At 74.8% G+C, this 24,812-nt stretch carries 21 protein-coding genes; 12 read left to right on the forward strand and 9 right to left on the reverse strand.

The genetic code is table 11. The features are described from left to right. Window positions 1-7: 7 nt before the first annotated feature. Together QWY29_RS08675 and QWY29_RS08680 are read right to left on the reverse strand one after the other, a co-directional pair. Complete coding sequence (locus tag QWY29_RS08675) at window positions 8-1,123, reverse strand: sensor histidine kinase (protein WP_300960312.1); 1,116 nt, start codon at window positions 1,121-1,123, stop codon at window positions 8-10. 38 nt (window positions 1,124-1,161) lie between these two features. Further along, window positions 1,162-2,043, reverse strand: a complete 882-nt coding sequence (locus QWY29_RS08680) for a class I SAM-dependent methyltransferase (RefSeq protein ID WP_300960313.1) — start codon at window positions 2,041-2,043, stop codon at window positions 1,162-1,164. A gap of 35 nt (window positions 2,044-2,078) precedes the next feature. Between QWY29_RS08680 and QWY29_RS08685 the strand changes: the two genes are divergently transcribed. Further along, the gene (locus tag QWY29_RS08685; protein WP_300960314.1) at window positions 2,079-2,798 is read left to right on the forward strand and encodes a Fic family protein; all 720 of its coding nucleotides are present in this window, start codon (window positions 2,079-2,081) and stop codon (window positions 2,796-2,798) included. Between the two features lie 514 nt (window positions 2,799-3,312). Here QWY29_RS08685 and QWY29_RS08690 read toward each other — a convergent pair. Next, window positions 3,313-4,110, reverse strand: a complete 798-nt coding sequence (locus tag QWY29_RS08690) for an HAD family hydrolase (RefSeq protein ID WP_300960315.1) — start codon at window positions 4,108-4,110, stop codon at window positions 3,313-3,315. Window positions 4,111-4,234: 124 nt separating this feature from the next. Between QWY29_RS08690 and ssd the strand changes: the two genes are divergently transcribed. The 7 genes from ssd to QWY29_RS08725 all read left to right on the forward strand — a co-directional run bounded on the left by ssd (window position 4,235) and on the right by QWY29_RS08725 (window position 9,091). Next, window positions 4,235-5,308, forward strand: coding sequence for a septum site-determining protein Ssd (gene ssd, locus QWY29_RS08695; RefSeq protein WP_300960316.1), 1,074 nt, complete (start codon window positions 4,235-4,237; stop codon window positions 5,306-5,308). Next, the gene (locus tag QWY29_RS08700; RefSeq protein ID WP_300960317.1) at window positions 5,305-6,504 is read left to right on the forward strand and encodes a TadA family conjugal transfer-associated ATPase; all 1,200 of its coding nucleotides are present in this window, start codon (window positions 5,305-5,307) and stop codon (window positions 6,502-6,504) included. Before ssd ends, QWY29_RS08700 begins: the two co-directional genes overlap by 4 nt. A 131-nt stretch (window positions 6,505-6,635) precedes the next feature. After that, a complete protein-coding gene (locus QWY29_RS08705) occupies window positions 6,636-7,313 on the forward strand; it encodes a type II secretion system F family protein (RefSeq protein ID WP_300960318.1) in 678 nt (225 codons plus the stop codon). Next, window positions 7,310-8,023, forward strand: coding sequence for a type II secretion system F family protein (locus QWY29_RS08710; RefSeq protein ID WP_300960319.1), 714 nt, complete (start codon window positions 7,310-7,312; stop codon window positions 8,021-8,023). The genes QWY29_RS08705 and QWY29_RS08710 overlap by 4 nt, the downstream gene beginning before the upstream one ends. A 134-nt stretch (window positions 8,024-8,157) precedes the next feature. Next, window positions 8,158-8,352 carry a DUF4244 domain-containing protein gene (locus QWY29_RS08715; protein ID WP_300960320.1) on the forward strand — a complete coding sequence of 65 codons (195 nt, stop codon included), beginning with the start codon at window positions 8,158-8,160 and terminating at the stop codon, window positions 8,350-8,352. Continuing rightward, a complete protein-coding gene (locus QWY29_RS08720) occupies window positions 8,349-8,726 on the forward strand; it encodes a TadE family type IV pilus minor pilin (RefSeq protein ID WP_300960321.1) in 378 nt (125 codons plus the stop codon). The genes QWY29_RS08715 and QWY29_RS08720 overlap by 4 nt, the downstream gene beginning before the upstream one ends. Next, complete coding sequence (locus QWY29_RS08725) at window positions 8,723-9,091, forward strand: Rv3654c family TadE-like protein (protein WP_300960322.1); 369 nt, start codon at window positions 8,723-8,725, stop codon at window positions 9,089-9,091. The genes QWY29_RS08720 and QWY29_RS08725 overlap by 4 nt, the downstream gene beginning before the upstream one ends. A gap of 108 nt (window positions 9,092-9,199) precedes the next feature. Here the strand turns inward: QWY29_RS08725 and QWY29_RS08730 are convergent, their stop codons facing one another. After that, a complete protein-coding gene (locus QWY29_RS08730; protein WP_300960323.1) occupies window positions 9,200-11,527 on the reverse strand; it encodes a DEAD/DEAH box helicase in 2,328 nt (775 codons plus the stop codon). A 154-nt stretch (window positions 11,528-11,681) separates the two neighbouring features. Between QWY29_RS08730 and QWY29_RS08735 the strand changes: the two genes are divergently transcribed. Further along, window positions 11,682-12,020 (forward strand): anti-sigma factor antagonist, encoded by a 339-nt coding sequence (locus tag QWY29_RS08735; RefSeq protein ID WP_300960324.1) that lies wholly within the window; start codon window positions 11,682-11,684, stop codon window positions 12,018-12,020. A gap of 260 nt (window positions 12,021-12,280) precedes the next feature. Beyond that, window positions 12,281-14,794, forward strand: a complete 2,514-nt coding sequence (locus QWY29_RS08740) for a sodium-translocating pyrophosphatase (protein ID WP_300960325.1) — start codon at window positions 12,281-12,283, stop codon at window positions 14,792-14,794. A gap of 94 nt (window positions 14,795-14,888) precedes the next feature. Here QWY29_RS08740 and QWY29_RS08745 read toward each other — a convergent pair whose 3' ends face one another. Next, complete coding sequence (locus tag QWY29_RS08745; protein ID WP_300960326.1) at window positions 14,889-16,199, reverse strand: Ig-like domain repeat protein; 1,311 nt, start codon at window positions 16,197-16,199, stop codon at window positions 14,889-14,891. Window positions 16,200-16,339: 140 nt separating this feature from the next. Further along, window positions 16,340-17,926, reverse strand: coding sequence for an Ig-like domain repeat protein (locus QWY29_RS08750; protein ID WP_300960327.1), 1,587 nt, complete (start codon window positions 17,924-17,926; stop codon window positions 16,340-16,342). Window positions 17,927-18,183: 257 nt separating this feature from the next. On the opposite strand from QWY29_RS08750, the gene QWY29_RS08755 reads away from it, so the two are divergent. Next, window positions 18,184-19,659, forward strand: a complete 1,476-nt coding sequence (locus QWY29_RS08755) for a N5-glutamine methyltransferase family protein (RefSeq protein ID WP_300960328.1) — start codon at window positions 18,184-18,186, stop codon at window positions 19,657-19,659. Here the strand turns inward: QWY29_RS08755 and QWY29_RS08760 are convergent. Beyond that, complete coding sequence (locus QWY29_RS08760; RefSeq protein WP_300960329.1) at window positions 19,640-20,332, reverse strand: hypothetical protein; 693 nt, start codon at window positions 20,330-20,332, stop codon at window positions 19,640-19,642. The two genes, QWY29_RS08755 and QWY29_RS08760, sit on opposite strands and share 20 nt — an antisense overlap. Beyond that, a complete protein-coding gene (locus tag QWY29_RS08765) occupies window positions 20,329-20,874 on the reverse strand; it encodes a SigE family RNA polymerase sigma factor (RefSeq protein WP_300960330.1) in 546 nt (181 codons plus the stop codon). The genes QWY29_RS08760 and QWY29_RS08765 overlap by 4 nt, the downstream gene beginning before the upstream one ends. Before the next feature lie 181 nt (window positions 20,875-21,055). Between QWY29_RS08765 and topA the strand changes: the two genes are divergently transcribed. Further along, the gene (gene topA / locus QWY29_RS08770; RefSeq protein WP_300960331.1) at window positions 21,056-23,776 is read left to right on the forward strand and encodes a type I DNA topoisomerase; all 2,721 of its coding nucleotides are present in this window, start codon (window positions 21,056-21,058) and stop codon (window positions 23,774-23,776) included. A gap of 7 nt (window positions 23,777-23,783) precedes the next feature. On the opposite strand, the gene QWY29_RS08775 is transcribed toward topA, so the two are convergent. Further along, on the reverse strand, window positions 23,784-24,764 hold the full coding sequence (locus QWY29_RS08775; RefSeq protein ID WP_300960332.1) for a YihY/virulence factor BrkB family protein: 981 nt from the start codon (window positions 24,762-24,764) through the stop codon (window positions 23,784-23,786). Window positions 24,765-24,812 lie beyond the last annotated feature (48 nt).

The following is a 24,812-nucleotide window of genomic DNA, read 5'->3' on the forward strand; positions in this document are numbered from 1 at the left end:
GCGGCCCTCACGGGTGCACCCCGGGGGCGAACTTCGGCACCCGCACGACGACCTTGGTGCCGGCACCCGGCGCGGTCTCCACGACCAGGCCGAAGTCGTCACCGAAGGCGTTGCGCAGCCGCGCGTCGACGTTCCCGAGCCCGACGGAGTCGAGGGAGGTGTCGCCGGCCAATGCCCGCCGCACCCGCTCCGGGTCCTCGCCCACGCCGTCGTCCTCGACCTCGATCACGCACTCCTGCCCCCGGTCGTGCGCGCTGATCCGGATGTGCCCGACGCCCTCGGCCGACTCCAGCCCGTGGCGCACGGCGTTCTCGACGAGTGGCTGGACGCAGAGGAAGGGTACGGCGACGGGGAGCACCTCCGGCGCGATCCCGAGCGTCACCCGGAGCCGGTCGCCGAAGCGGGCCTGCTCGAGGAGCAGGTAGCGCTCGACCGACCGCAGCTCCTCGGCCAGGGTCGTGAAGTCGCCGTGGCGGCGGAAGGAGTAGCGGGTGAAGTCGGCGAACTCCAGCAGCAGCTCGCGCGCCCGGTCGGGGTCGGTGCGCACGAAGCTGGCGATCGCGCCCAGGGAGTTGTAGATGAAGTGCGGGCTGATCTGGGCCCGCAGCGCGCGGACCTCGGCCTCCATCAGCCGGGTGCGCGAGGCGTCGAGCTCGGCGAGCTCGAGCTGGCCCGAGACCCACTGGGCGACCTCGTCGGTGGCGCGGGCGAGGCCGGCGGTCGGGTAGGGCGCGAACGCCTGGAGCGTCCCGACCACCCGCTCCTCGACCACCAGCGGCGAGACCACGGCGGTGCGGACCGGGCAGCCGGCCTCGGTGCACGGCAGCTCGGCCCGGTCGACGCTGCCGGTGCCGCCGCGCTCGAGGGTGGCCGTGACGAGGGCCGGCACCTGGCCCTCGTGGTGCTGGCCGGTGCCGTCCCACGCCAGCAGCCCCGCGGTGTCGGTGATCGCCAGCGCGGGCGTGCCGAGCAGCGCGCGCAGGTGACGGATGCTCCGCTCGGCAGAGGCGGTGGTCAGTCCCTCGCGCAGCGCCGGGCTGGCCAGCGACGCGGAGTGCAGCGCGCGGAACGTCGCCCGGTCGGCATCGCTGCCGAGGTGGGTGCGGCGCCAGGCCCGGACCACGCTCGTCGCCCCCCCCGTCCGCCCGTCCGCCGACCAGGTCAGCGGAAGTCGATGAGGAGCATGTCGGTGTCGGTGCCGTCGGAGATGGTGTCGGTCATCGGGTCGCGCGCGCCCTCCGGCTCCTCGTCCGCCCCCGCACTGCCGGACGACGCGTCGTCGCGGACGACGGTCGCGCGGAAGCACCGGGCGACGTACGGCAGCTGCATGCCGTCCATCCCGCGGCCGTAGTCGTCGTAGAACGCCACCACCTCGGCGACCTTCTCCGCCCGCTCCGGCTCGGCCAGCGTGGCGATGTTGGACCGCGACAGCGCGAGGTCGCGGATCGACTCGCGGTCCACGACCTGCCAGTGCTTGAACGACGCCTCCTCCACGAACCCGAAGTGCGGGGAGGTGACCACCGGCGCGGCCGGCTCGTCCTGGTGCTCCTGGGTGCCGAGGAGCGCGCCGAGGCGGCGCACCCAGGGGATGCGCGTGTCGGTGACGTTCCAGACCAGGGCCAGCCGCCCGCCGGGGCGCAGCACGCGCGCGATCTCCGGCAGCGCCCGCTCGTGGTCGAACCAGTGGACGCTCTGCGCGGCCACGACCACGTCGACCGACCCGTCGGGCAGCGGCAGGTCCTCGGCCGGCGACTCGCTCACAGGGATGTCGGGCAGGTCGCGCTTGAGGACCGCCAGCAGGGCCGGGTCGGGCTCGGTCGCGTGGACGTCGTGGCCGAGCCCGGCGAGCACCGCCGTCAGCTTGCCGGTGCCGGCGCCCACCTCGAGGACGGTGCACGCCTCGGTGCCGGCCAACCACGCCGCCGCCTCGCGGGGGTACGACGGGCGACCGCGGTCGTAGGCGTCCACGACGCCGCCGAAGGAGCGCCCGGGACCGGTCGCGGCACCGGACGACGGGCTGGTCGCGGGGGACTGGTCTGCCATCGGGCCGAGGCTACCGGCTGCGTACGCTTCTGGCCGTGACCGCCGATCCCCTCGCCTGGCTGGTGTCCCTCGAGGGCGTGCCGTCCGCGTACGCCGCGGCGCGCGACGGCATCGACGTCATGCTCCGCGACCGCGGGCTGCGCAAGACCTCGCCCGAGACGACCGGCGAGTCGCTGCTGCGCGGGGCGCACGCCAGCGCCGTGCTCGAGGGCTCCACCTCCACGCTCGACCAGGTCCGCGCCGGCGAGGGCGACGCCATCGCCCAGGACGCCGTCCGCGTCTCCACCGAGCTACTCGGCCTCTCCCCGCTGCTCGCCCGCTCCCCGCTGCAGGCCCTCGCCCGGCTGCACGCCCTCGCCGCCCGCGGCACGCTCCCCGACGACGAGCTCGGCCGCCCCCGCAGCGGCGAGGCCGCGGCCCGGCTGCGCGACGTCGCCGCGCTGCTCACCAGCACCACCTCCGCCCCCGCGCTGCTGCTCGCCGCCGTCGTCCACGCCGACCTGGTCTCCGTCGCGGCCTTCCCGTCCCACAACGGGATCGTCGCCCGCGCGGTCGAGCGTCTCGTGCTGGTCGCCCGCGGGGTCGACGAGAAGTCACTCGTCGTGCCGGAGGCCGGCCACCTCGCCAACCGCGCGGCGTACGAGTCGAACCTGCGGGGGTACGCCGGCGGCACCCGCAACGGCGTCCACTCCTGGCTGCTCTACGCCCCCGAGGCGTACGCCGCCGGCGCCGACGCCAGCCCGCTGCGCGACTGACCTCCCGCCTGGTGAGAAGTCGCGCCAGCGCCGTCTCGAGACCTGCCGTCGGGCGGGGTAGTCCGTGACGTTCGGCAGGTGTTTCGGCCGGATCGCCTGCGAAACGTCACGGACTACCCCGCGACCGGCCGCCAACCTGTGGACAACCGACCCACCCGACCCACCACATGCAGGTGGCACCCGAATCCTGATCGACTCGAGTGCCACCGCTGGACACGTGGATCATGGCTACCAAGCGTGCATCTCAATTGCTGCCGCGGAAGTCTTCCGAGTGCCAGCGCCCTGAAAAAGGGTGGATCGCCGCGTGGGTACCTCGGTCCCCGTGTACGTCTGTGGAGTTCTTGCTCTCCGTTGTACGCCGGTCCGCGAGCCCGATCAACCCTTGACATCCGCGGCCTGATGAGCGTCCCCCCGTCCCCCGGGGCGGCACCGACGGGCGCTCGACGAGCGTCCGTGCAGGTGAGCGGCCGGGGGATCGGCCAGGTGAGCAACCAGGTGAAGAAGGCAGGTGAAATCAGGCTTCGAGTCGCCGCTTGCGGGCGTTGGCCCACAGCACCCCGCCGACGGCCGCGAGCCCGCCGACGGCGAGCGCCGCGAGGGTCGGCCCGGCCGGCGGGAGCGGCACGCGGGAGCGCAGGGCGACCGGCTTGACGAAGACCAGCACCGGCCAGCCCTGGGCGTTCGCGACCTTGCGCAGGTCGCGGTCGGGGTTGACGGCGTACGGGTGGCCGACCGCCTCCAGCATCGGCACGTCGGTGATCGAGTCGCTGTAGGCGTAGCACTCGGCGAGGTCGTAGCCGCGCTCCTCCGCGAGCTGGCGCACGGCGATGGCCTTCTCCTCGGCGTAGGCGTAGTACTCGATCTCGCCGGTGTAGCGGCCCTCGACGATCTCGAGCCGGGTCGCCACGACGTGGTCGGCGCCGAGCATCTCGCCGATCGGCTCGACGACCTCGCTGCCGGAGGTGGAGACGATGACGACGTCGCGGCCGGCGAGGCGGTGCTCCTCGATCAGCGAGACGGCCTCGTCGTAGACCAGCGGGTCGACGACGTGGTGCAGCGTGTCGGCGACGATCTCGCGGACCGTCGCGACGTCCCAGCCGCCGACGAGCTGGGAGAGGAAGTGCCGCAGCTTCTCCATCTGGTCGTGGTCGGCGCCGCCGACGAGGTAGACGAACTGGGCGTACGCCGAGCGCAGCACCGCCCGCCGCGAGATCAGCCCCCCGGCCTGGAACGGCCTGCTGAACGCGAGCGTGCTCGACTTCGCGATGATCGTCTTGTCGAGGTCGAAGAAGGCCGCGGTGGGGCGGGACATGGCGCCATCGTAGGGCGCCCCTCCCGGCCCGGTGACCGTGCACAGGAGCCCGTCGGTCGCGGTTGTCCACACCCCGCCCGGTGACGACCCGGGGTCGTCGGTGCGGCCGGGAACGGTTCCCGGCATGCAGCCCTCCCTCCTCGCGACCTCCGACCCCGCCCTCCTCGACGACCTGCGTCGCCTCGCCGCGGCCGCCGGGGTCGAGGTGGAGACCGCCACCGATGCGGCCGGTGCGCTGCGCCGCTGGACCGGGCCACCGCTGGTGCTGGTCGGTGCCGACCTCGCCGCCGAGCTGGCCCACCTGGCCCCCGCGCGCCGGCCCGCCGCGCACCTCGTGACCTGGGGCACGCCCGGCGAGCCGGCCTACCGCGACGCGGTGGCGGTCGGGGTCGAGTCGGTCCTGGGCCTGCCCGACGCGGCCCCACGCGTCACCGAGCTGCTCACCGACGTCGGCGAGGGCGGGTCCACGCCGGGGGTCGTCGTGGGGACGCTCGGTGGCTCGGGCGGCGCCGGGGCGACGACCTTCGCCTGCGCGCTCGGGCAGGTCGCGGCCCGGTCGGGGCGGGCGCTGGTCGTCGACGCCGACCCGCTGGGGCCGGGCGTCGACCGGGTGCTGGGGCTGGACGGCGTCGAGGGGTTCCGCTGGGACGCCCTCGCGCGCACCACGGGACGGCTGAGCGGTCGCGCCCTGCGCGAGGCGCTGCCGCGGCGCGGCGGGCTCGGGGTGCTGGGGTGGTACGCCGGCTCGACCCACCCGCTCCAGCCGGGCGCCGTCCGCGAGGTGGTCTCCGCGGCCCGCCGCGGCCACGACACCGTCGTCGTCGACCTGCCCCGCTCGCTCGACGGGCTCCCCGGGTCCATCACCGACGAGGTGCTGCCGCGGTGCGACCAGGTGCTCGTCGTGGTGCGGCCCGACGTCGCCGGGGTCTCCTCGGCCGCGCGGCTCTGCGCCCGGCTGCCCGACCGCGACCGGGTCGGCCTCGTGGTCCGCGGCCGCGGGATCACCGCGAGCGAGGTCGCCGCAGTCTGCGGTGTCCCCGTGGTCGCGGCGGTCCCCTCGCAGCGCGGGCTGCACGAGTCCATCGACCTGGGTCTCGGCCCGGTGCGCTCGCCGCGCTGCCACCTGGGCCGCGCGGCCGCTGCGGTCCTGGAGCGGCTCGCCATCGCCGGGCCGTCGGCGTCGGTGGTGGCGGCGTGAGCCCGCCCACGGCGGCCCCGCAGGCTGCCGCCGCCCAGGTCGAGGCCGAGCTGGTCGACGCGGTGCGCGAGCGGCTGGCGCGCACGCCGGGCGACCTCACCCCGCACCGGGTCGCCGAGGCGCTGCGCGCTGCCGGTCGTCCGGTCGGCGACGCGACGGTGCTCGCCGTCCACGACCTGCTGCGTCGCGACGTGCTCGGCGCCGGTCCGCTCGAACCGCTCCTGCGCCTGCCGGACGTCACCGACGTGCTCGTCAACGGCCCGGACGCGGTGTACGTCGACCGCGGCGACGGCCTCGAGCGCACCGACGTCCGGTTCGCCGACGACGCCGCGGTGCGCCGCCTCGCGCAGCGGCTGGCCGCCCTCGGCGGCCGGCGGCTCGACGACGCCGTCCCGCACGTCGACCTCCGCCTCGCCGACGGGTCACGGCTGCACGCCGTGCTCGCGCCCGTGGCGCGACCCGGGACCACCATCTCCCTGCGCGTGCCCCGCGGCCGGACGTTCACGCTGGCCGAGCTCGTCGCCGCCGGCACGCTCACCGACGAGACCGCCCGCCTGGTGCGGGCGGTGGTCGACGCGCGGCTCGCGTTCCTCGTCACGGGCGGCACCGGCACCGGCAAGACCACGCTCCTCGCCGCGCTGCTCGCGCTGGTCGAGCCCCGGGAGCGGCTCGTCGTCGTCGAGGACTCCTCCGAGCTGCGGCCCGACCACCCGCACGTCGTCGGGCTCGAGGCCCGGCCGGCCAACGTCGAGGGAGCCGGCGCGGTCGACCTGCGCACGCTGGTCCGGCAGGCGCTGCGGATGCGTCCGGACCGCATCGTCGTGGGGGAGGTGCGCGGGGCCGAGGTCGTCGACCTCCTCGCCGCGCTCAACACCGGCCACGACGGCGGCTGCGGCACCCTGCACGCCAACTCCGCCGTCGACGTCGCCGCACGCGTCGAGGCGCTCGCGCTCGCCGGCGGCCTCGACCGGGCGGCCGCCCACAGCCAGCTCTCCTCGGCCGTGGACGTCGTGCTGCACCTCGTGCGCCCCCGCGGTGGTCGGCGCCGGCTCGCCGAGGTGGCGGTGACGACGAGGCTCGCCGACGGGACCGTCGCGCTCGAGCCGGCCGTCGAGGTCGACGCCGCCGGGGTGGTCCGGGCGGGGCCGGGCGCCGAGCGGCTCGAGCAGCTCCTCGACCGCCGGAGCGCGACGTGATCGGCCCGGGGTCGGCAGCCGTCGTGGCCGCGGTCGCGGCCGGGCTCGCCGTCCTCCTGGTCGTGCCCGCCCCGGCGCGTCCGCCTATGTTTCCTGGCCCTGCAGCGCAGGACGCCGGACCGCGTCGGCTCGTGCCGCTCGGGCTGGCCGCGCCCACCGCCGCCCTCCTCCTGGTGCTGGGCGCAGGGCCCACCACGACGGTCCTGGCGCTGATCGCGCTGGGAACCGGGCTCGGTGCCCGCGGCCTGCTACGTACCCGGCGCCGCCGGGCCGAGGCCCTGGCCACCGGGGACCACGTGCTGGAGACCTGCGAGCAGCTGGCCTCCGAGCTCGCGTCCGGGCAGCCACCAGCCGCCGCTCTCGACCGGGCCGCCGAGGGGTGGCCGCCGCTGGGGCCGGTGGCTGCCGCGCACCGGATGGGCGCGGACGTGCCGGCTGCGCTGCGGTCGGCCGCCGAGCGACCGGGCGCGCGTGACCTCCGGCTGGTCGCCGCGGCCTGGCAGGTCGCGGCGCGCACCGGCCAGGGGCTGGCCGACGCGGTCGACCGGGTCGCCGCCGACCTGCGGGCCGCGCACGCCACCCGGCGGATCGTCCGCGGCGAGCTCGCCTCGGCGCGAGCGACCGCCCGGCTCGTGGCGTGCCTGCCGGTCCTCGCGCTGCTGATGGGCTCGGGCGCCGGGGGCGACCCGTGGGGCTTCCTGCTCGGCCACCCCGTCGGGCTGGCCTGCCTGGCCGCCGGGCTGGCGCTCGGCTGGGCGGGGCTGGCCTGGATCGAGGCCATCGCCCGCGACGTGGACGGCGCGACGTGACCGGCCTGCTCGCGGTGGGTGCCGCAGCGATCGCCGCAGCCCTGCTGCCACCGGCCCGCGAGCGGCTGCCGGCGGCCGAGCCCGTCGCCGCCGCGGTCGCCGAGACGGGCTGGATGCGCCGGCAACGGCCCGCCCTGGCGCTGCTGAGCGGCGTGGCGGCGTACCTGTTCGTGGGTGGGGTGGGCGCCCCCGTCGCCGGCGTCGCGGCGGCTGTGGGCGCCTGGGTGGTGCTCACCCGGGCCGAGCCGCCGGAGGTACGCCGCCGGCGAGAGGCGGTCCGCCGGGAGCTGCCCCACGTCGTCACGCTGCTGGCGGCCGCGCTGCGGTCCGGTGCGGCCTCGGGCGAGGCCGTCGAGCTGGTGTGCCGGGCGCTGCCCGGGCCGGCGGCGGACCGGCTGGCGACCGCGTCGGCGCGGCTCGCGCTCGGCGTCGACCCGGCGACCGTGTGGGCCGGGCTCGGGCAGGACGGCGAGCTCGCGCCCCTGGGACGCGCGCTGGCCCGCGCGCACGCCACCGGCGCCCCGGTCGTCGCCACCGTCGAGCGGCTCGCCGACGAGCTGGCCGCCCGGGCCCGAGGAGAGGTCGAGGACCGCGCCCGCACGGTCGGCGTGCGCGCCGCGGTGCCGCTCGGGCTCTGCCTGCTGCCGGCTTTCCTGCTGGTCGGGATCGTGCCGCTCGTCGCCGGGCTGCTGGGCGAGCTGGCCCGATGAGCCGCCCCGCGTCCACAGCGCCCGGTCCTGCACCGGCGTCCACAGCGGACGCCGCGCGGCCCGCGCCGCCCCCGCCGGTCCGGCCAACCTCGACCCACCCGGCCACGACCGTGGCCCCGAACGAAGGAGCGAGCATGACCCGCAACCCCCTCACCGTCCAGCGACGTCCCCGTCGTGAGGACGGCATCACGACCGCCGAGTACGCCGTGGGCACGGCCGCCGGCGCCGGCCTGGCCGGCCTGCTCTACAAGATGCTCAGCGGCGGCTTCGGCAACGAGCTGCTGACCACGCTGTTCGACCACGTCCTCGGCCTGCTGGGCATCGGGTGAGCCGCCCCACCGGCCGCGGGCGGGACCAGCGCGGAGCGGCCACGGCGGAGCTCGCGCTCGTGCTGCCGGCCCTCGTGGCCGTGACCGCGGGGCTGGTCTGGTTGCTCGCGGTCGGTGCGGCCCAGGTCCGGGTGGTCGACGCCGCCCGGGAGACCGCCCGGGCCGCCGCCCGCGGGGACGACGACGCGGCGGCGGTGGCCCGGGGTGAGCGGGTGGCGCCGCCGGGCAGCACGGTCGTGCTCCGCCGCTCCGGCGGCGAGGTGGTCGTGGAGGCCAGCGGACGGGTCGACGGGCCCGGTGGGCTCTTCGACGTCCTCCCGGCCGTCCGGGTGCAGGCGACCGCCTACGCCCTCGACGAGCAGGACGGGCCGTGACCGCGGGAGGCCGGAGGCCGCGGGCGGAGACCGGGTCGGTCACCCTGTTCGCCGTCGGCTGCCTGGCCCTGCTGCTCCTGGTCGGCTCGGCCCTCGGGGTGGTGGCGGCCATGGTCCGGGCCCACCGCTCCGCCCAGGCCGCGGCCGACCTCGCCGCGCTGGCCGGTGCCACCTCCGTCGGACCCGGCGGACCGGCCGGCGGCCCGTGCGCCGCGGCGGCGGACGTCGCCCAGCGCAACGGCGCCACCCTGCTCGCCTGCACCCTCGACGGACGCGACGTCCGGGTCCGCGCCGAGGTGGCCGGCCCCCGGTGGCTCGGCCAGGTCGCCGACCTGGCCGCCGAGGCCCGGGCCGGCCCCGGCTGACCTCCGCGCCGGCCCCGGCTGACCCGGCTGACCCCCCCTGACCCCCCTGACTCGGGCTGACCCGGCCGACCCGGCTGACTCCCGCGCTGACCCGGCGCTCGGGAGCGGTCAGCCGTCCCCGAGCAGGACGTCGAGGAGCGCGGCCGCGCCGAGCTTGTCGAGCGGGTTGTTCTGGTTGCCGCACTTGGGCGACTGGATGCAGGAGGGGCAGCCGTCGTCGCAGGCGCAGGAGCGGATGGCGTCGCGGGTGGCGGTGAGCCAGGCACGGGCGGCGGCGTACCCGCGCTCGGCGAAGCCCGCGCCGCCCGGGTGCCCGTCGTGGACGAAGACGGTGAGCATGCCGGTGTCGGCGTGCAGCGCGGTCGAGACGCCGCCGATGTCCCACCGGTCGCAGGTGGCGAAGAGCGGGAGCAGGCCGATAGAGCAGTGCTCGGCGGCGTGGGCCGCCCCGGGCAGGTCGCGCTTGTCCAGACCCGCCTCCTGCAGCGCGTGCTCCGGCACGGTCCACCAGACCGCGGTGGTGCGCAGCGAGCGGGCCGGCAGGTCGAGCGGCTCCTCGCTGACCACCTCGCCGCTGGGCTGGCGGCGCTTGAGGTAGGAGACGACCTGGTGCGACACGTCGACGTCGCCGAAGGAGAGCCGGCAGTCGCCCCAGCGCCGCGACTCGCGCTCGGCGACGATCGTGATGTCGGTGACCTCGCGCGCCGAGGTGGAGTAGTCGACCTCGGCCCGGTCGACGACCGCCACGTGCTCGTCGAGGTCCAGCGAGGAGACCAGGTAGGTCTCGCCGCGGTGGACGTAGACCGCGCCGGTGTGGGCGGTGCCGTGGGCGCTCGAGGCGTCGACGGTGCCGACGACCCGGCCGGTCCCGCCCTCGACGAGCTGCACCGGCCGGCCGCCCGCGGAGCGGATGTCGGCGAGGTCGGCCGCGCGGCGGCGGTCGGTCCAGAACCAGCCGCGCGGACGCTTGCGGAGCAGCCCGGCCGCGGTGAGCCGGTCGACCACCGCCGCGGCCGTGGGGCCGAACAGGTCGAGCTCGTCGGCCGTCAGCGGGATCTCCTGCGCGGCCGCGCACAGGTGCGGCCCGAGCACGTAGGGGTTGCCGGGGTCGAAGACGGTCGCCTCGACGGGGCGGCCGAGCAGCGTCTCGGGGTGGTGGACGAGGTAGGTGTCCAGCGGGTCGTCGCGGGCGACGAGCACGCCGAGCGCGTCCTGCGCCCCGCGCCCGGCCCGGCCGACCTGCTGCCACAGCGCGGCACGGGTGCCCGGGAAGCCGGCCATCAGCACCGCGTCGAGGCCGCTGACGTCGATGCCGAGCTCGAGGGCGTTCGTCGCCGCCATCCCGGTGATCTCCCCGCGCCGCAGGGCCTGCTCGAGGGCCCGCCGCTCCTCGGGCAGGTAGCCGCCGCGGTAGGAGGCGACCCGGGCCGGCAGCGACGGGTCCACCTCCGCGAGCAGCGCGGCGGTGGTCATCGCCACCTGCTCGGCGCCGCGGCGAGAGCGGATGAAGGCCAGGGTGCGCACGTCCTCGGCCACCAGGTCGGCCAGCAGGTCGGCGGTCTCCGAGGAGGCGGCCCGGCGCACGGGAGCGCCGTTCTCGCCACTGTAGGAGGTGAACGGCGGCTCCCACATCGCCAGCGACACCTGGCCGCGCGGGGACGCGTCCCCGGTGACGGCCAGGACGTCGAGGCCGGTCAGCCGGGCGGCGGCCACCTCGGGCTCGGCGACGGTGGCCGAGGCGAGGACGAACGTCGGGGACGCGCCGTACGACGCGCACACCCGCCGGAGCCGCCGCAGCACGTGGGAGACGTGCGCGCCGAAGACCCCGCGGTAGTGGTGGCACTCGTCGACCACGACGTAGGCGAGCGAGCCGAGGAACTGCGCCCACCGCTGGTGGCCGGGCAGCAGCGAGCGGTGGAGCATGTCGGGGTTGGTCAGGACGTACTCCGCGTGGTCGCGGGCCCAGTCGCGTTGGTCGCGGCCGCTGTCGCCGTCGTGGGTCGTCACGCGCACGTCGAGCCCGAGCCCGGCGATGCCGGCGAGCTGGTCCTGGGCGAGGGCCTTGGTCGGCGCGAGGTAGAGCACCGTCGCGCCGCGCTGGCCGCGACGGCCGCGGTCGGCCAGCACGCGGGACAGGGCCGGGAGCTGGTAGGCGAGCGACTTGCCCGAGGCGGTGCCGGTGGCGAGCACGACGTGCTGCCCGGCGTGGGCGGCGTCGGCCGCGGCGGCCTGGTGCTGCCAGGGCCGGTCGACCCCGCGGGCGCGGAACGCCTCGACGACGGAGGCGTCGGCCCATGCCGGCCAGTCCGCCATCACGGCCTCGCGGGCGGGCAGCGTCTCCAGGTGGGTGAGCCGACCCTCGCGGCCAGGCACCGACGCCAGCCGGTCGACCAGGTCGGCCACGGGGAGCGGGCGTCGCTGGGCGGTCGAGGTCACTGCCACAGTGTCGCAGGGGCCGGGGACAACGCCCGGCTTTACTGTCTTGGTGCACCGGCTCGGCCGGGCGTGGTTTCATAGTGCAGGCCGAGTGTCGGGGTGGGACGCCGACCGCGTACATTCGCCACCGACCGACAGTCTTCAGGGAGAACACGTGGACCTGACTCTTGCGACGCGCGACGTCGATGGGACGACCATCGTTGCCGTCGGTGGCGAGATCGACGTCTACACGGCCCCCAAGCTGCGCGACAAGATCACCGAGCTCGTCGCCGCCGGCGTCTACGACCTCGTCATCGACATGGAGGCCGTGGAGTTCCTCGACTCCACCGGCCTCGGCGTCCTGGTCGGCGGCCTGAAGAAGGTCCGTGCCCACGACGGCTCGCTCCAGCTGGTCTGCACCCAGGACCGTCTGCTCAAGATCTTCCGGATCACCGGCCTCGCGAAGGTCTTCGTGATCCACGAGTCCGCCGACGCCGCGCTCGCCGGCAGCTGACCCTCCCGGGCTCCCACCGCCGGAGCCCCCGCGGCGCCTCCGCCGCACCTCCCGCGCCTCCGGCACCTACGGGGCGTCGTACGCCGCTGCTCACCCGCCTGCCCTCCAGCCGGCGCCCCCGGCCGCACCGCGGCGCGCCGTCGTGACGCCACGACGAGACAAGCGGGGCCTCGGCGTGCGTAGACTCCGGCCCGCAACGTGACCCAGGTCACGTCGACGTCGCCGCCGGCGTGGCCCTCCCCGAGCTCAGGAGGTAGCGCATGCCCGGGATCCATCCCGCCGTCGCGGTCGAAGGGGGGAACCTCGTCCTCGTCATCGTCGTGGCGCTGATCGCGCTCGGCGCGCTCGCGATGGCGGTGATGTTCCGCCAGGAGGTGCTCGCCGCCGGCGAGGGCTCCCCGAAGATGAAGGAGATCGCCACCGCGGTGCAGGAGGGGGCCAACGCCTACCTCCAGCGGCAGTTCCGCACGCTGGCGGTCTTCGCTGTCATCGCCTTCTTCCTGCTGCTCGTCCTGCCGGCCGACGACGCGCTCGTTCGCGTCTTCCGCTCGGTCTTCTTCCTGCTCGGGGCGGGCTTCTCCGCCGCGATTGGCTACCTCGGCATGTCGCTCGCGGTCCGCGCCAACCTGCGCGTCGCGGCGGCGGCCGAGACCACGGGTCGCGAGCCGGCGATGAACATCGGCTTCCGCACCGGCGCCGTGGTCGGCATGGCCACGGTCGGCCTGGGCCTGCTGGGTGCGAGCCTCGTCGTGCTGTTCTTCCAGGACGACGCCCCCGACGTCCTCGAGGGCTTCGGCTTCGGGGCCGCGCTGCTGGCGATGTTCATGCGGGTCGGCGGCGGCATCTTCACCAAGGCCGCCGACGTGGGCGCCGACCTGGTCGGCAAGGTCGAGAACAACATCCCCGAGGACGACCCCCGCAACGCCGCGACCATCGCCGACAACGTCGGCGACAACGTGGGCGACTGCGCCGGCATGGCCGCCGACCTCTTCGAGTCGTACGCCGTCACGCTGGTCGCGGCGCTCATCCTCGGGTCGCAGGCGTTCGGCGACAAGGGCCTGGTCTTCCCGCTGCTCGTCCCGGCCATCGGCGCCCTGACGGCCGTGGCCGGCGTCTACCTGTGCAAGCCGCGGGCCGGCGAGAACGGCCTGACCACCATCAACCGCGCCTTCTACATCTCCGCGGGCGTCGCGGCGCTGGCGTGCATCGTGCTGTCCTTCGTCTACCTCCCGACCAGCTTCGCGGACCTGACCGGCGTCCCGGCCGGCGGCAGCCCGCTCGACCAGTCCTTCGGCTACGACGCCGCCAACGGCAACCCGGCCCTGATCGCGGCGGTCGCGGTCGTCATCGGCGTCGTGCTGGCCGCGGCCATCCTGGCGCTGACGGGCTACTTCACCGGCACGGAGTTCAAGCCGGTCAAGGACGTCGGCCGCACCTCCCTGACCGGTCCGGCGACCGTGATCCTGTCTGGGCTCTCGGTCGGCTTCGAGTCGGCGGTCTACACGACGCTGGTCATCGGCGCGGCCGTGTTCGGCGCCTTCCTGCTGGGCGGCGGGTCCCTGTCCATCGCGCTGTTCGCGGTGGCGCTCGCGGGCTGCGGCCTGCTGACCACCGTCGGCGTGATCGTCGCGATGGACACCTTCGGGCCGGTCTCGGACAACGCGCAGGGCATCGCCGAGATGTCCGGTGACGTGGGCCCGGAGGGCGCGCAGATCCTCACCGAGCTCGACGCGGTCGGCAACACCACCAAGGCGATCACCAAGGGCATCGCGATCGCGACCGCGGTGCTGGCGGCGAGCGCGCTGTTCGGCTCCTACATCGGCACGGCGGTCGACAAGCTGCGCGAGGTCCGGCCCACCGAGGACGACGGGCTGATCAGCTTCTTCGTCTTCAGCCCCGACGTCCTCGTCGGGCTCCTGATCGGCGTGGCCGTGGTCTTCCTCTTCTCCGGCCTGGCGATCAACGCCGTCGGCCGGGCGGCCGGCGCGGTGGTCTTCGAGGTGCGCCGCCAGTTCCGCGAGATCCCCGGGATCATGGAGGGCACGGGCCGACCGGAGTACGGCAAGGTCGTCGACATCGTCACCCGCGACTCCCTGCGTGAGCTGGCCACGCCGGGCATCCTCGCGATCCTGGCGCCGATCGCCGTGGGCTTCGGCCTCGGGGTGGGGCCGCTGGCCGGCTTCCTCGCCGGCGCGATCGGGGCCGGCACGTTGATGGCGGTCTTCCTCGCCAACGCCGGTGGGGCCTGGGACAACGCCAAGAAGCTCGTCGAGGACGGCCACCACGGCGGCAAGGGCTCGCTCGCCCACGAGGCGACGATCATCGGCGACACCGTCGGCGACCCGTTCAAGGACACCGCCGGCCCGGCGATCAACCCGCTCATCAAGGTGATGAACCTGGTCTCGCTGCTCATCGTCGGCGCGATCGTCTCGCTCAACGTCGGCGAGGACGCCAACCGTCCGCTGTCGGTGGTCATCGCCCTGGTGGCGGCCGCCGGCATCGCCGTGGCCGTCGTGATCTCCAAGCGGCGCTCGGTCGTCATCGGCGACGACGACGGCAACCCCGCGCCGCCGCCCGCACCGCCGGCGCCGCCGACGTCCGCGCCCGACCCGATGACCGACCCGATGACCGACCCGATGACCGACCCGATGACCGACCCGAGGACCGACCCGAGGACCGACCCGGGCACCGGCCTCCCGGTCGGCGGCCACGCGCCCGGCGGGCCAGTCGTCGACGACCAGCCGACCCGGCCCTACCAGTCGCCCACCCCCTAGCGGCACCGAGCAGCACGCAAGAGCCCCCGACGCCTGAGGCGTCGGGGGCTCTTCGCGTGCGGTGCGCCCGGGCAGTGGTGCGCCCGGGGCCGGGCTACTTCTTCTTCAGGACCGTCAGGACGACCTGCGCGGACCGCGAGCCGGCGGTCGTCGCGCTGCCGGCGTACACCGCGCGCAGCTTGTGCTTGCCCGGCTTCAGCTTCGGCAGGTTGACCGTGCGCGCGCCGTTGTCGGACGCACGGACGGTGTAGTTCTTGATCGCCTTGCCGCGGTCGAGCACGGTGACCTTGCCAGCCGGCTTGAGGCCGCTGGCGGCGAGGCGGATCTTCAGGACGCCCTTGGCGCCCTTGGCGATCTTCTTCTTCGGCAGGGCCAGCTTCACCGTGGTGCTGGCCTTGGCGACCGTGACCGGGTCGGTGCCGGCGCGGCCGGGCTCGTAGCCGGTGCGGGTGCCGGTGACGACCGCCCACAGCTGCTGGCCGGCGTCGGCGCCCTGCACGACGTACGTCGACTCCGTGGCGCCGAAGATGGCCTGCTGGCCGCGCATCCACTGGTAGGTGAACTGCATCGGGCCGGTGCCGCTCCACGTGCCGGGCGTGACCGACAGCGTGCGGCCGATGACCGGGTTGCCGCTGACGGTCGCACCGCTGATGCTCGTCGGCGCCGCGCCGAGGGCGGGGGTGACCTCGGCGGTCGAGACGGTGGTCAGGTCGCCCTTGGCGCCGGTGGCCTTGAACGTCAGCGCCTTGAGGCCGTCCTCGGGCGTGACGGTGTAGGTCGCGGCGGTGGCGCCCGGGATCGGGACGCCGGAGCGCAGCCACTGGTAGGTGGTGGTGGCGCCGTCCTCGAACTGCGCGGCGCCGGTGAGGGCCTCACCGACCTTGGCGGTGCCGGTGATGGCCGCGGCGGTGACGACCTTCGGCGCGGTCGCCTCGGCGCCCGGCAGCTGCAGCGCGCCGGTGATCATCTCCAGCGGCAGGAAGCCGAGGACGGTGGTGGTCACCTTCGCGGCCATCTGGCACCCCTCCTGCGCCTGCGTGGGCACGAACTTCCACGGGTCGGCGCCGGCGGGCAGCGTGATGAGCGAGCCGTCGCAGAGCCAGGAGACGTCGAACGACAGCAGCTTCTGCAGGTTGATCGGCAGCAGGTCGAAGACCGGTGCCAGCAGCGTGAGCGGGCTGCCGATGCCGGGGACGCCCTCGAGCTTCGGCGGGTTGGTCAGCATCGACAGCAGGTCGAGGCCGCCGGGCAGCTCGGGCAGCGGCAGGTCGGGCAGTCCCGGTAGGGCCGATGCGGGGGCCGGCGGCACGGCGTGGGCCGGGGTGACGGCGGACCCGGCGACGAGGCCGGTGCTGATCAGTGACGCGGTGGCGACGGCGCCCAGGGCGCGCTGGTACGACTGCATGTTTCCCTCCCATGTCGGCGCCCTCCCAGGCGCCGGAAATTGCTTCCTCCGCTCGCGACCGTACGGCGGAGCGTGACCGGGGACACGCGGAACGCCCGCATGCCCCCGGTGGTCTGGACCGGCGGACCGACCCGGACGACTCACTTCTTCTTCTTGACGACCTTCAGCACGACGACCTTCGACGTCGACGGCGCGGTGGTGCGCGAGCCGACGTAGGTGACCTTGATCCGGTGCTTGCCGACGCCCAGCTTCGGCAGCTTGACCGAGCGCTTTCCGTTGACCGACAGCGTGCGCACGAGGCGCTTGCCGTCGAAGATCCGGACCTGGCCGGTGCGGGCCGCACCCGCCGAGCGGAGGGTGATGGTCAGCTTGGCCTTCTGGCCCTTCTTGACGGTCTTCTTCGCGAGCGCCACCCCGGTCGTCGAGGTCAGGCGGGCGACGGTGCCGGCGGTGCTGGCGGTGGCGGCGCCCTCGGTGAAGCCGGTCGCCACCGCGGTGATCTCGACGGTCAGGCGCGAGCCGATGTCGGCCACCTGCACGACGTACGTCGGCTGCGTGGCGCCCGGGATCGCGACACCGCCGCGGCGCCAGACGTAGGTGAATTCGGCGTCCGGCGCGGTCCACGAGCCGGGGCTCGCGGTCAGGGTGCGGCCGACCTCGGCGAAGCCGGCGATCGACGGGGCGACGGTCGGGGTGAGCGGCTTGTCGTCCGCGGTCACGGTGACCGGGCTGCTGGTGGCGGTGCCGTCGGCGTACCCGGTGCGCTTGCCGGTGACCTTGACCGTGATCGCCTTGCCGGCGTCGGCCTCGGTGAGGACGTAGGTCGTCGCGGTCGCGCCGGTGACGGGCTGGCCGTCGCGCAGCCACTGGTAGCCGTTGGCCGTCGTCCCGGTGCCCGACCAGGTCGGGGCGTTGACGGTCAGCGTCTCGCCGACCTTCGGGGTGCCGGCGATCGACGGGGCCACGGTCGCGGTCGGGGCGTCGCCCTGCGTGACGGTGACGGGCGAGCTCGTCGACACGGTCGGCTGCGGGGCCTTCTCGCGCGTGCCGGTGGCCTGCACGGAGATGGCCTTGCCGAGGTCCTCGACAGTGGGGGTGTACGTCGCCAGCGTGGCGCCCGGGATGGCGGTGCCGGCCCGCAGCCACTGGTAGGTGGTGACGGTCTTGACCTCGCCCGAGTCGTCCCAGGTGGGCGCGGTCGCGGAGACCGGCGCGCCGACCTTCGCCGTCGTGGGGATCGTGACCGCCTTGGTCGCGACCGGGGCCTTCACGGAGCCGGGCAGGCCGGGGATGCTCGAGAGCGGGATCTCGATCACCCGGGTGATGCCGGAGATCGGTACGCCGAGCACGGTGGCGATGGTCTTCGCGGCGAGCTCGCACCCGGCCTGCGCCTCCGTGGGCACGAAGGTCCAGAAACCCTCGGAGCCCGGGATGACGCTGCCGTCGCAGAGCCACACGATGTCGAGGTTGAGGATGCCCAGGACGCTGTCGACGACGGGCTTGGTGACCGAGACGGCCTGCCCGACGCCGGGAACGCCCGAGAGGAGGTTCAGGACCGGGTTCGTGATGAGTGCGACCAGGTCGCCCAGGCCCTTGTCCTGCGGCTGGACGATCGGCGACGGCTGGGCCGGAGCGGCCTGGGCGGGCACGACGGTCCCGAGCGCGAGGCCCGAGGACAGCAGGGCGGTGGTGGCGAGCGCGCTGAGCGCGCGGTGGTGCGTGGGCATGCGGGATTCCTCCCCATCGGACGCCCGGCTCCCGACCGGACGTGTCTGTGCAGCGCGTCGAGCGCGCCCTGGTTCCCCCCAGGGCTCGGAACCTAGGGGTTCGCCGCGGAGGTAGGAGGTCTCTTTGACCGGACATGGCCCGAACGGACTAGTCCGTCCGGGCCATGTCGCCGACCAGGTCCGACCGTCCGGACGACCCACCCGGGTAGTGCTCTCGGGTGGCGGCGATGGCCCGTCCAGGCCCTAGGCTCGATCCGATGAGCACCTCCGACCTGCCGGCCCGCCTCCGCGCGGCGCTCTCCGTCGCCGGCTTCACCTACGACGCGGTCGCCGAGCTGCTCGGCCCGCGCGCCCACGAGGCGCTGGGGCGCAACGAGACGACGCCCGGGCTGCGCCGCACCCAGGGCGGGTCCGCGCTGGAGACCCTGGTCCGCCTCTTCCTCCTCCAGACGCCGGTCGAGCTGGCCGCGGCCGAGCGCGCGCTGCCCGACCTGGTCGAGCGGATGGCGGCCGAGGGCCTGGTCGAGCAGACGGTGGGCGAGGTCGCCGCGCGCCTCGACGTCCGGCCGTACGCCGCCGACGGCCGCGACCTGTGGGTGGTCAGCGACCTGACCCCCGGCCTGGACGGCGGCCCGCAGGCGGTCGGGGCCGACCACGTGCTCGGCATCAGCCCGGCCTCGACGTCGCTCGCGCAGCTCACCCTGCGCGAGCCGGTCGGCCGCGCGCTCGACCTCGGCACCGGCTGCGGCGTGCAGGCGCTCCACCTGACGACCCATGCCGACGAGGTGGTCGCGACCGACGTCAACCGCCGGGCGCTGTGGGTGACCCGGTTCAACGCCGCGCTCAACGGGGTGGCCGACCGCATCGACGTGCGGGACGGGTCCTACTTCGAGCCGGTGGCCGGCGAGCTGTTCGACCTCGTCGCCACCAATCCGCCGTTCGTCATCTCCCCGGCCACCGGCGAGCGGCTGGTCTACCGCGACTCCGGCCTGCCCGGTGACCGGGTCGTCGAGGACATCGTCCGCGCCGCGCCGGCCCACCTCGCCGACGGCGGCTGGTGCCAGGTGCTCGCCAACTGGGCGATCGTCGACGGCCGCCCGTGGGACGAGCGGCTGGCCCCGTGGGTCGCCGACGACTGCGACGCGCTCGTGGTGCAGCGCGAGGTCCTCGACCCGGCGGCGTACGTCGAGCTGTGGCTCAAGGACGCCGGCCAGCACGGTGCCCCGGACTACCTCGTGCGCTACGACACGTGGCTGTCGTGGTTCGAGGACCAGGGCGTGGAGGCGATCGGCTTCGGCTGGGTCAACCTGCACAAGGTCGGGCCCGGCGCGAGCCGGCGCACCTTCCTGGACTGGCCGTACGACGTCGAGCAGCCCATCGGTCCCGCCATCGGCGCCTGGGGCGACGCCGGCCCGGTGCTGGCGGCGGGGGTCGGTGCCGACGCGCGGCTGACGACCCGCGAGGACGTGCGCCAGGAGACCACCGGCCCGGTGGGCGTCGAGGACCCCGAGACGATCGTGCTACGCCAGCAGCGCGGCCTGCGCCGCGCCCGGCAGGTCGACACCGTCGAGGCCGCCCTGGTGGGTGCCTGCGACGGCGAGCTGACCGTCGGCCAGATCCTCGACGCCGTGGCCCAGCTGCTGGACCGCGACCCCGACGAGACCCGCGCGACCTACCTGCCGGTGGTCGGCGAGCTCGTGAAGGAGGGGTTCCTCACCGCAGCTCGCCCCTGAGCGGCATCGCGGCACGGTTCTCCAGCTCGCTCCCGAGCACCGCGTCGACGGTCAGCGCGAGCCGCGGCTCGGGACCGCAGGTGGCCTCGTCGACGCGGACGGTGCCGCTGGACCCCATGGACGCGCTGGAGAGCTCGTTGGCGCGCCGCTCGGGCGGGCCACCGGGCCGGTCCTCGAGGGCGAAGAAGAGCAGCACCGGGTAGGTGTCGGAGCTGCCGGGCCCGTCGACCGGGAGCGTGAGGCTCTCGCCCGGCGTGACCTGGTCGGGCCGGACCTCGAGGTAGATGAAGGGCTCGGCCAGGCGCGCCTCGTCGCCGCTGCCGGTCAGCTGCTGCTCGTTCTGCGCGACGAGCAGGCCGTCCTCGCAGGTCACCTCGATGCCCTCGAAGGCGTACGTCGACCCGTCGGCCAGCGTGGTCGTGAGGGGGCTCGGCGGCGGCTCGGAGGCCGCGTCGACGGCCCGGTCGGGCTCCCCGCCGGTGGTGACCGCGGCAAGGGTGGTCCCGCCGACCGCCACCGCGACGGCCAGGCCGGTCGCGACGCGGCGTCGCCGGCGGCGTACGGCGATCCGGCGCTGCACGCGGGCGGGGCCGTCGGCGGGGGCGTGGGTCGCCCCGGCCAGCCGGTCGTAGGCGTCGCTGAGGAGCGGGTCTCGCTCGGAGGTCTCGTTCATCGCACTGCGTCCTTCCCTCGGGCGGCGACCTGGACGGTGGGGAGGTGGTGGCGGGCGTGCTCGCGCAGCCGCTCGGTGCCGCGGGAGAGCTGGCTCTTGACCGTGCCCTCCGAGCAGCCCATCCGCTCGGCGATGCCGCGCACGTCGAGGTCCTCGACGTAGCGCAGCGCGAGCGCGGTGCGCTGGCGGGGGCTCAGCGTGGCGAGCGCCTCGACGAGCCAGCCCTCGGCCTCACCGGCGAGCGCCGGCGGGGCGTCGGCCCGGTCGCCGCCGCCACCGAGCAGCAGCAGCTCGCGGCGCAGGCGCCGGATGCGGTCGATGTTGAGCCGGACCATCACGGTCCGCACCCACGCCTCCGGCACGTCGGGGCGCCGCCCCGACCACCGCTCGCCGAGCCGGGCGAGCGTCTCCTGCACCAGGTCCCACGCGTCGTGCGGGTCCCCGGTCAGCGCGTGCGCCAGGCGCAGCAACGCCCCTTGGTGCGCCGCGACGAAGTCGCCGAAGTCGTCGGTCGTGCCAGCCCCCGGTGAACCACCCACCACGCGGCCCTCCTGTCCGTCCAGGTCTCACTGTCCCCCTGATGACGGGGGGAGGCCACCGAACGTTGAGGGTCCGGGGCGGGGGCCGCCGAGGCGGCGAGGTCGCCACCACGCGCTACCGTGATGGGCCGTGAGCCCCGCGAGCGCGGGGATCCACCCGGCAACGTGAGGAAATGACAGGTCCGTGGCACACAAGTTGGTGATCGTCGAGTCCCCGGCGAAGGCCCAGAAGATCGGGGGCTACCTCGGTCAGGGGTACGTCGTCGAGTCCTCGATCGGCCACATCCGTGACCTGCCCCAGTCCGCCGCCGACACCCCGGCCGCGATCAAGGACAAGCCGTGGGGCCGCCTCGCGGTCGACGTCGACAACGGCTTCGAGCCGCACTACGTCGTCCCGAAGCGCTCCAAGGACCAGGTCAAGAAGCTCAAGTCGCTGCTCAAGGACGCCGACGAGCTGTTCCTCGCCACCGACGAGGACCGCGAGGGCGAGGCGATCGCCTGGCACCTGCTCGACGAGCTGAAGCCCAAGGGCATCCCGGTGCGCCGGATGGTCTTCCACGAGATCACCGAGCCCGCGATCCTGGCCGCCGCGGAGAACCCCCGCGAGCTCGACATGGACCTCGTCGAGGCCCAGGAGGCGCGCCGCATCCTCGACCGCCTCTACGGCTACGAGGTCAGCCCGGTGCTGTGGAAGAAGGTCATGTCCGGCCTGTCCGCCGGCCGCGTGCAGTCGGTGGCGACCCGCCTGGTCGTCGACCGCGAGCGCGAGCGGATGCGCTTCCACGTGGCGTCGTACTGGGACATCGACGCCACCTTCGACGCCGGCGCCAAGCACGACCAGCGGATGTTCCCGGCCAAGCTGCACTCGGTCGACGAGACCCGCGTGGCCCGTGGCTCGGACTTCACCCAGGACGGCGTCCTCAAGGACGGCGCGAAGGTCGTCCACCTCGACCGCGCCCGCGCCGAGGCGCTGTCCGCGGCGCTGCAGGAGAGCACCTTCGAGGTGCGCTCGGTGGAGTCCAAGCCCTACCGCCGCTCGCCCTACGCGCCGTTCCGCACCACGACGCTGCAGCAGGAGGCCAGCCGCAAGCTCGGCATGAGCGCCAGCGTGACGATGTCGGTCGCGCAGCGGCTCTACGAGAACGGCTTCATCACCTACATGCGCACCGACTCCTCGACGCTGTCGGGGGGCGCCATCGAGGCGGCGCGCTCGCAGGTGCGCGAGCTGTACGGCGCGGAGTACCTCCCCGACGCCCCCCGCACCTACGCGGGCAAGGTCAAGAATGCCCAGGAGGCGCACGAGGCGATCCGTCCCGCGGGCGACACCTTCCGCACCCCCGGGCAGACCGGCCTGACCGGTGAGCAGTTCCGCCTCTACGAGCTGATCTGGATGCGGACCGTCGCCTCGCAGATGAAGGACGCCACTGGCCAGTCGGTCTCGGTCCGCATCGGCGGCACCGCGGCGACGGGCGAGGACGTCGTGTTCTCCGCCAGCGGTCGCACGATCACCTTCCACGGCTTCCTCAAGGCGTACGTCGAGGGCACCGACGACGGCGGGCAGAAGGACGACGCCGAGACCCGGCTGCCGGTGCTGACCGAGGGTGACGCGCTGTCGGCCGCCTCGCTGGCCGCCGCCGGCCACGAGACCAAGCCGCCCGCGCGCTACACCGAGGCCACGCTGGTCAAGGAGCTCGAGGAGCGCGAGATCGGCCGCCCGTCGACGTACGCCTCGATCATCAAGACCATCATCGACCGCGGCTACGTCTACAAGAAGGGCAACGCGCTCGTGCCGGCGTGGCTGGCCTTCTCGGTGATCCGGCTGCTGGTCGAGCACTTCCCGCGGCAGATCTCCTACGAGTTCACCGCCCAGATGGAGGACGTGCTCGACGAGATCGCGGCCGGCCGCAAGGACCGCAAGACCGAGCTCGCCGAGTTCTACTTCGGCTCCGGTGACGTCGAGGGGCTGAAGAAGCTCGTCGACGGCCTCGGCGACATCGACGCCCGCGAGCTGGCGACGTTCCCGGTTGGCGGCGACGACTCCGGCATCCACCTGCGGGTGGGCCGCTACGGCCCCTACCTCGAGGCCGTCCCGACCGACGGGGGCGACGACGACGGGAGCCTGGCCGGCAAGCGCGCCAACGTGCCCGACGACCTGCCCCCCGACGAGCTGACACTGGAGAAGGCCAAGGAGCTCTTCGCCAACCCCGCCGGCGAGGAGATCCAGCTCGGCCGCCATCCCGAGTCCGGCCTGGAGGTCGTGGCGAAGAACGGCCGCTACGGCCCCTACGTCACCGAGGTGCTGCCCGAGGACGCGCCGAAGAGCGCCAAGCCGCGCACCGGCTCGCTGTTCAAGTCGATGTCCCTGGACACGATCTCGCTCGAGGACGCCGTCAAGCTGCTCTCGCTCCCGCGGGTGGTCGGCACCGCCGAGGACGGCGAGGAGATCACCGCCCAGAACGGCCGCTACGGGCCCTACCTGAAGAAGGGCACCGACTCCCGCACGCTCACCTCCGAGGAGCAGCTGCTCACCATCGGCCTCGACGAGGCGCTGCGGATCTACGCCCAGCCCAAGCAGCGCGGCCGTGCCGCCGCGGCGCCGCCGCTCAAGGAGCTCGGCAACGACCCCGTGTCCGGGCAGCCGGTCGTGGTGAAGTCCGGCCGGTTCGGCGAGTACGTCACCGACGGCGAGTACAACGCCACCCTCCGCAAGGACGACTCGGTCGAGTCGATCACGATCGAGCGCGCGGCCGAGCTGCTCGCCGAGCGGCGCGAGCGCGGTCCGGCCAAGAAGGGCGCGAAGAAGGCGGCCAAGAAGGCCCCGGCGAAGAAGACGGCCGCGAAGAAGACCACCACCAAGAAGGCCGCCGCCAAGAAGACGACGAAGGCCGCGGCGAAGAAGGCGTAGCCGCAGCTCAGAGGTCCCGGACCGCCCGCCCGTGCGGGCGGCCGGGGTCGTCGTACGCCGGGTCGGGCTCGCCGGCGCGGTAGGCCTCGAGCTGCGCGCAGACCGCGGTCCCGAAGAACAGCCCGGTCGCGCTCAGCCACGACCACAGCAGCAGCGCCATGATCCCGGCGAGCGGCCCGTAGGTCTCGCCGAACGACCCGCTGAGCCGGACGTACGCCGCCAGGCCGGCCGCCGCGAGCAGGCTGACCGCGACGGCGGTGGCCGAGCCGAGCGCCAGCCACGACAGCGCCGGCTGCCGGCGGCGGGGCGCGTGGTCGAGCAGGACCGCGATCGTCACGACGAGCAGGACGATCCCGAGCGGCCAGCGGGCGATGTCCCAGGCCAGGTCGGTGCCCGCCGACCAGCCGTAGACCTCGACCATGGCGTCCCCGAACGCGCCGCCCGCGACGAGCAGCAGGAAGCCGAGCCCGACCGGCACGGCCAGCAGCGCGGTGAGCACCGCAGCCCGGCCGTACTTGTGGAGGGCGGGCCGGTCGCGGCGGATGCCGTAGATCCGGTTGGTGCCGCGCTCGACCTGCCCCATCGCGGTCGCCATCGAGACCAGGGACAGCAGCAGGCCGAGCGCGAGGGCGAGCTCGCCGGCGTCCTCGCTGCTCTCGCCGCCGGCGACCGCACCCGCGAGCGCGTCCCCGCCGCCGTGGCCGGGCGAGACCTGCTGGACGGTGAGGGCGACGACCTCGGCGAGCCGCTCCCGGTCGAGGTCGGCGGTGAGCCCGGTCAGCGCGAGCAGGAACGGCACGACCGCGAGGCAGGCCTGCAGGGCGAGCGCGCGGCTGTTGGTGAACCCGTCGCCGTACCGGAACCGCACGAAGGAGTCGACCGCCACCCGTCGCAGCCCGTGGTGGCGCGCCAGGTGCCAGGCGTCCTCGGCGTCGAGCTCGTCGCCGTCCATCTCGGTCGTGACCGGGACCGTGCGCGCGGTCGTCATGGCGGGGGAGTCTGGCAGGCGGCCCCAGCGACGCCCCGGTTGGTGGGT

Origin of the sequence: Nocardioides abyssi, assembly GCF_030412915.1 — a bacterium.
Taxonomy (GTDB): domain Bacteria; phylum Actinomycetota; class Actinomycetes; order Propionibacteriales; family Nocardioidaceae; genus Nocardioides; species Nocardioides abyssi.

Coding starts and splice junctions, on each gene's coding strand:
- QWY29_RS08680 (WP_300960313.1), bottom strand. CDS start 2,043: ATGGCAGACCAGTCCCCCGCGACCAGCCCGTCGTCCGGTGCCGCGACC.
- QWY29_RS08690 (WP_300960315.1), bottom strand. CDS start 4,110: ATGTCCCGCCCCACCGCGGCCTTCTTCGACCTCGACAAGACGATCATC.
- ssd (WP_300960316.1), top strand. CDS start 4,235: ATGCAGCCCTCCCTCCTCGCGACCTCCGACCCCGCCCTCCTCGACGAC.
- QWY29_RS08715 (WP_300960320.1), top strand. CDS start 8,158: ATGACCCGCAACCCCCTCACCGTCCAGCGACGTCCCCGTCGTGAGGAC.
- QWY29_RS08740 (WP_300960325.1), top strand. CDS start 12,281: ATGCCCGGGATCCATCCCGCCGTCGCGGTCGAAGGGGGGAACCTCGTC.
- QWY29_RS08745 (WP_300960326.1), bottom strand. CDS start 16,199: ATGCAGTCGTACCAGCGCGCCCTGGGCGCCGTCGCCACCGCGTCACTG.
- QWY29_RS08750 (WP_300960327.1), bottom strand. CDS start 17,926: ATGCCCACGCACCACCGCGCGCTCAGCGCGCTCGCCACCACCGCCCTG.
- QWY29_RS08755 (WP_300960328.1), top strand. CDS start 18,184: ATGAGCACCTCCGACCTGCCGGCCCGCCTCCGCGCGGCGCTCTCCGTC.
- QWY29_RS08760 (WP_300960329.1), bottom strand. CDS start 20,332: ATGAACGAGACCTCCGAGCGAGACCCGCTCCTCAGCGACGCCTACGAC.
- QWY29_RS08775 (WP_300960332.1), bottom strand. CDS start 24,764: ATGACGACCGCGCGCACGGTCCCGGTCACGACCGAGATGGACGGCGAC.